Source organism: Paenirhizobium selenitireducens ATCC BAA-1503, assembly GCF_900492185.1.
Taxonomy (GTDB): Bacteria; Pseudomonadota; Alphaproteobacteria; order Rhizobiales; family Rhizobiaceae; genus Allorhizobium; species Allorhizobium selenitireducens_A.
The window spans coordinates 1-6499 of the sequence record NZ_UEYP01000030.1; the positions used below are offsets into that span (position 1 = coordinate 1).

The following is a 6499-nucleotide window of genomic DNA, read 5'->3' on the forward strand; positions in this document are numbered from 1 at the left end:
CATCAGGGGCGTCTACGAGCGCCAGAGTTCTCAGAAATCGACTTCAGCTCTTGGATAGATAATGAGCTCTTGGTCGCGATCAGATAACCGGCCAGATAGGTCAGCTTCAGATATGCTTCACCGTCGCCTTTTGGCTCATAATTGATGATTGCCTGGCGGCTCGCCTTCGCCTCTTTCCCCCCTTGAACTGCCGCTGAATGCTGATCGATCAGCTCACGAAGCGAGGATTTTTCTCCTGTCGCACCAGCTGCGATCTCCGTTCCCACTTTGCTGGGCGTGGACAATGCCGGAGCCGTTTTGGTGCATCGAGCGGCAATTGCTTCACAGGACGAACGCGAACTGGATGACGACAGTAGCATGGCGGATGCCTCACCGATCTAGTTGCATTGGGGATCGTCTCAGACCATCAAATCGTCCACAACGCACGATAGGATACGAAACAAGACGAAATCTTGGGCTGTAAGTCATTGGAAAAAAACGGTAAGATTTTTGTTCCACCGCCGGCGGATGGAAGCGATTTCAAGGAACTGTTCAAGAAAATGGCTGCTGCGGGTGCCGGACGCCTGTTGGGTGAAGACGGTTTTCCCCAAGGCCCGTGGACGCCGGAGCTGCTGGCGGATGCCATCTCAAAGATTGACGCCAACCGTGTCGGAGTGGATCTTCGCACCGTCCAGCTCTGGTTTCAGGAGAATGACAAAGGCATCAGCCCGGCCAACATTCGCTGGCTGGCACGCATCTTCGGTTGCGACGATCGCGAGGCGACGAATGATTGGCTGAATGAGCTCAGCGCGGCCCAAGCGCGCCTGACCGCCAGGCGGCGGGATCAAAAGAAGACCGGTGGCTCGACTGCGACTGCCCTGCGTGTGCCTGACACGTCAGCGCCAGAAAAAAACCAGGTTCCGCTAACGCCCGTCGTCTCGGTGGACCTTCAAACCATGCCAGCGGAGCGGCCAAGGGGTTTGGCAAGCAAGACCGAGGCGATTTTTTCGCACGTATCACATCTGAACTTGCCGGCCTGGATCTTCGCCGGTTCGTCCGCCCTCGGATTCCTCTCTTACATTTTGGGAATCCATAGCATCACCTATATGCGCGCGGATGGTATCGAGAAGCAGGTTGGCTTTCTCTGGGCACCGAACTGGACCTTCCTGTTCATGGTGCTGTTGCCACTGTTTTTCGCCGTCGTCATCGAGCTTCTGGGTTTCTGGAAGCATGATGGCCGGCTCAGGCTACTGGCGGAGGCTGATCGTGTAAGAAGCGGCGACACCTGGACGCTACATTTGCAGGCCAACTCACAGACCTATTGGGCAGTTTTCCTGATCTGCATATTATTCGCGGGCGTGGTCCAATGGATCGGTGTGCAGCTTATCCCTCTGCTTGAGCAAGCGCAGGATTTTGCCCCAAGCTGGGGGACGATCGGTATCATCAGGCCGGATATCCTATCGACGCCGGCGGCAATCGTATTTACCGCCCTTGCCTATCTCTACATGTCCACAAGCTTCTACCTGCTGTTCGCTGGCCTGATCCTGCTGCATACGATCATCCATGATCTATGGAAGCTTAAACGCGCAACTGAACTCCTTGGCGAGCAGAGAGCTTGGCCGGACACCAGTGAAATCGGTCTGCGGATCATGCGCGGGGTCTTCAGATGTTCCGTGCTCGTCGTCCTTGCTGCCATCTGCATGAAGGCACAAAGTGCCTATCTTGCATCGCAGGGCCCGGATTTCGTGACATGGCTGGTCCGCGATGTCTGGGCTGCGCTGGCAGACTACGACGATGGAGATAGGACCTTCGATTACATCATGCCCACACACTACAGCAGCTTGCTCGTCGTGCTTTCGACCTGCAGCGTCTTTGTGTATGGAGCAATCCGCTTGGGGGATGATCGGCGGCTTCGTTCCCCCCTGTGGAAGATGTCTGCGGTGATCGGTTTGCTTTTCGTTTCATACATGTTGATCGACGCGTTCGATGGTTTCTCTGTTTTGCTGATCGTTACCGCGCTCATTGCGACCTATGGTCTATTCGATCCGGCGTTTGAGTCAGCTTGGCGTGCCCGTGAGATAAGAGGCGACAGCCATGTTTCATAATTGGCTGGATCGTTGGGACGAGGGGCGCGCACAGCGCGGCGAAGGGGCCAAGAAGACCACGGACCTCATTCTGGACGCCGATCGTGCATTTCCCGGCATGGGGGCGGCTGAAACGGTAGAGGGGTTTTGCGTTCTCGCGGAAAAGTCCGCCGTTGATCCGGGCTTTTTTGAGCCGCCTGATGCGAGCGATCAAAGCTTCGAGCTGCGGGATGGATGGCTGACATTCCCTTCAGACGTTGCAACCGATGTTGCTGAAAACAACATCGTGTGGGCCAAGGTCACCGCGAGCGGGAAACGCGATCGGGCGTTGGTGATCTTCCATCACTGGAACGCCACAAGGCGGAACAGCCAAATCGCTGGTTTCCTTTCGAGCAGAGGGATTACGGTCATCGAGATAGCGATGCCGTATCACTTCGAGCGGAGCCGGCCAGGCTCGCTCTACGCTGATTACATGATCAGCGCCAATCTCGGCCGAACAGTCCAGGCCCTCAGGCAGGCGGTATGGGACGGGCGGAAACTTATCCGCTGGCTGAAGTGTCAGGGCTATCAGGATGTTTCCGTTCTCGGCATGAGCCTTGGATCGTGGGTTGCCGGACTGGTAGCGGCGCATGAGCCCACTGTTGGGCGGGCGTCTCTCTTCCTCACGGCAGGAAGCCTTGCTGAAATGGTATGGACCGGGCGCGCAACCCGATCGATCCGGAAGAGCCTTGAGCCGCGTCTTACGCTTGCCCAGCTGCAAAGAGCTTGGGCACCCCTTAATCTCGAAAACCATGCAGACAGGCTGGCGCGGCCAGGCCTCGAACTTCATGTCATACTGGCATCGAGGGATATGGTTGTTTTGCCGGACCTGTCAGAACGCCTGCTGGGGCGGCTGCAGAATGCCGGCGCCAGAGTGGGCGTGCTGCGGCTGAATTGTGGGCACTACTCTCTTGGGCGGCCACCCTACATCTTGGGAGCCGGATGGAGCCTGAAGCGGTTTCTGTTGCAAAAGAAATGAAGCAGTGAAGACCTTAAGGGCTTACCCCAATGAGCAGTCCGTGACCTAACTGAAGCTGGGTGCCGACCTTTATTATAGTGCTGCTTGGTCATCCTTGAGCAAATTCCGGACCGTCGTCTCATAAATTAAGATTTCCTTGGGATATGACGCCTAAATTTGACGGGTGGAGAGAGGGTGGCGAGGACAGAGGTTAGTCCGTTAGCCTGCTCTTGTATTCCGCTCTGCATTTCGTTTCCGAGCCCAGCAGGAATTGATTTTGCATATACCCTAACTGGTAAGGCTCTGCTTGCTTGCCAGTACCTTCATCGCGAATCCAGAAAGTCGCTTCCATGAAACTACGCATGCTCATCCCCTTCGGTATCATGTCTCTCTCTACGGTTGCGGCCGGCGCCCTTACACTTTCTGATTATCTGACGGAAAACCAATTGCAGGCAGGTATCGATATCTTTAGTGCCGAGAGGAGGCTTAGCGACCAGGTCCTGCAGCTAGTGCGGCTACAGAAGACGATCGAACTGGATATTGTCAGCACGCAGGAATCGTTGACCGACGTCTCGGCTACACAGGGCAAGGATGGGCTTGATGACGGGTTCCAGCTGGCCGAAGAATCTGCGACAGCACTTCGCCAGAATGTCCAAGAACTGAAACTGCTGGCCACGGCACTGGGTGAACCCGCGATTGCAACCCAGATCGGCAAGGTTGAAACCGGCTATTTCGCTTTTTACGACGCGGGCAAGCGAATGGCGGAGAAATACGTCTCCGGCGGTCCCGATGCTGGCAATCAGATGATGGGTGAGTTCGACGGCGTTGCCGACCAGCTGCAGGCCGAAGTCGATGCGACTGACGTCCTGGTGGATGACATCGTGAAGAAGGCGACGGCGAATGCCGAGGCCAATTTCCAGAAGTTGACCGAGGAAGCCCAGTCGCTCAGTATCCTTATGAAGGCCCTGATCGCGCTCGGACTGATCAGTGGTGCCGTCCTGTCATACTATCTCAATCGCAAGGCTCTTGCACCGCTGCGGGTGATCGAGGGCTACATGGGTCATCTGGCAGGCGGAGACTATTCGAAGGACGTACCGTACGTAACGAGGACGGACGAAATCGGCGCTATCGCCAATTCCGTCTCGGTGTTCAGAGCCAATGCCATTGAACGCAAGCAGAACCGCGAACAGAGAGAAGCGTTGCGCGAACAGGAAATCCAAAGGGAGCAAACCATAGCCGCAGAGAAGCTGGCTGAGGACCAGAACCGCCAGACGATTATTGGCCGCCTGAACGAGGGCCTCAACGAACTGGCTGCGGGCAACCTTGCATTCAGGATCGCCGACCCCTTCACCGACGCCTACGAAAACCTCCGCGTCGGTTTCAACACCAGCTTGGAAACGCTCGCCGGCTCGCTCGGCGAAATTGCCTCTTCGACGTCGATGGTCCGCAACGGCGCATCCGAGATGACCAATGCGACCGATAACCTCTCGAAGCGCACCGAACAGCAGGCGGCAACCATCGAACAGACGGCTGCAGCGCTCGACCAGGTCACGACGACGGTGAAAAACTCCACCGAACGCGCAAACGAAGCGAGCGCTATGATGGTGGCGACACGCGGCGGTGCCGAGAAATCCGCGATCGTCGTCAAGGACGCCATTGCCGCCATGGATGAAATCGCCAACTCGTCCAACCAGATAGGCCAGATTATCAATGTGATCGACGAAATCGCCTTTCAGACCAACCTGCTAGCGCTGAACGCAGGCGTCGAGGCGGCACGCGCCGGTGAAGCCGGCAAGGGCTTCGCCGTGGTGGCCCAAGAAGTCCGCGAACTGGCACAGCGCTCCGCATCTGCTGCGAAGGAGATCAAGACACTGGTCACCACCTCTTCCTCGCATGTCTCGAATGGCGTTGCCCTCGTCAACCAAACCGGCAAGGCGCTGATGGAAATCGAAGGGCAGGTTCTCAAGGTTACGGATCTGATCGGCGAAATCGTCACCGCTTCCAAGGAACAGTCGACGGCCATTTCTGAGATTAACAGTTCCGTCAACCAGCTGGACCGCGTCACGCAGGAAAACGCGGCCATGGCGGAAGAGACGACCGCCGCCTGTCGCGCGCTGAAGGAAGAAGCACTTACGCTCGACAGTGTCGTGACACGCTTCAAGATCGCAAACAACCGAAGCGCCGACCGACAGGCAGAAACCAACGCCCGCACCCGCGCCTACGCCCCTTCGACGAGCGAGAGCGTCCAGCGCGGTGGTTCTGCTCAGTCTCCCGTGCAGCGTCTCGGCAACAAGATTGCCAACGCATTTGCCAGTAGAGGCAATACCGCAATCGACACGTCGAAAGACTGGCAAGATTTTTAGTCCGGATTGATCAGATAGGCCGTTGAAAGCCAAGATGGCCTCACTCTCGGCCACACGGTAACCGCATACAGAACAGACCCTCTCCAAACTGATCGCGGGAAGGGTTTGGGGAGTGTTTCGTTGCATATGCTATGGCCCTGCTCTCTGCCGAGTGGGTCGGTAGAATAATCTGGTAGCGGTTTAGGTTGGAACGCCGGTTGTGAATATCATACCAGGACGCAGCCATAGATAAGAAGATTGCCATAAGGTGATATGGGTCGGTCGCTGCGATGGCGAAATGCTCAAAGCCTGAGGCCATCTTCCCGATCCGTCTTGTTGCCTTCAATATCGAGGACATCAATTATGAGCTGACTTAGCCGTCACCATGGGGCAGCACCCAGATTGGCCACTACATCATGAATGCGACGCCCAGGCTGTAGAGGCAAGGAACGGTTTTGCCGGGGGAAGTCGGTCCCGGCTTCCGCTCGCTGCGCTATGCTAAGCCTCCTGCGGCTTCCCTATTTCCGTCAAAACCGTGTCGAGAATTCCCGCTTTCCCGCCCCTGAAGGAGGGGCGGCGCTATGCTGAAAGCTCCGATGTTCTTCATTGTCCGCCTCGGATCTCGGACTGGCGCCGATCGATCCGAGCCGAGCGGCTAACCGCCGCTATAGACACCTTGAAACAAGTTGAAATGGAGAGCTGTCCGAGGAGCGGAGCGCTCATCACTCGGAGCGCAGCGGGCAGATCCATCCTGTTGTAACCTGGATCAGAAGACGGAGAACCGGCGTCGCCGGTTCGCATCCGCAAGGAACGGCCGGGATCGGCCGCCCATCTACCCTGCCCTGTACCGCTCTTACGATAGGTCGCCGATCGCGCCAATGGGCAAGCGCGCAAGGTAAGCATTCGCCGAGGACCGCAGGTTCAGCCTTTCTTTCGCGATCGGCGCTTCCACTTTGCGGCAAGAGCCTCGACGTTTTTGCGTAGATTGGCGGCGTCGACTTCGCCAGGATCGTAGTGTGTGCCGCCCGACCATTCGACAAGTTCGTGGTGACGCTCATGGTTGGTGTCCGCAATGGCTTCGCGGAACTCTTGATAGC

Annotated in this window: 4 protein-coding genes; 3 read left to right on the forward strand and 1 reads right to left on the reverse strand. The window is 57.0% G+C overall.

What is annotated here, in order from left to right:
• Positions 1 to 2: 2 nt before the first annotated feature.
• On the reverse strand, positions 3 to 359 hold the full coding sequence (locus RHIZ70P_RS22870; protein WP_147294050.1) for a hypothetical protein: 357 nt from the start codon (positions 357 to 359) through the stop codon (positions 3 to 5).
• A gap of 108 nt (positions 360 to 467) precedes the next feature.
• Between RHIZ70P_RS22870 and RHIZ70P_RS22140 the strand changes: the two genes are divergently transcribed.
• The 3 genes from RHIZ70P_RS22140 (at position 468) to RHIZ70P_RS22150 (ending at position 5423) form a co-directional block, all read left to right on the forward strand.
• Positions 468 to 2084, forward strand: coding sequence for an RcgA family putative transporter (locus RHIZ70P_RS22140; protein WP_115672724.1), 1617 nt, complete (start codon positions 468 to 470; stop codon positions 2082 to 2084).
• Positions 2074 to 3081: an alpha/beta fold hydrolase gene (locus RHIZ70P_RS22145; protein WP_115672725.1), complete on the forward strand. Its 1008-nt coding sequence runs from the start codon at positions 2074 to 2076 to the stop codon at positions 3079 to 3081. The genes RHIZ70P_RS22140 and RHIZ70P_RS22145 overlap by 11 nt, the downstream gene beginning before the upstream one ends.
• Positions 3082 to 3410: 329 nt before the next feature.
• Positions 3411 to 5423, forward strand: a complete 2013-nt coding sequence (locus RHIZ70P_RS22150; protein WP_115672727.1) for a methyl-accepting chemotaxis protein — start codon at positions 3411 to 3413, stop codon at positions 5421 to 5423.
• Positions 5424 to 6499 lie beyond the last annotated feature (1076 nt).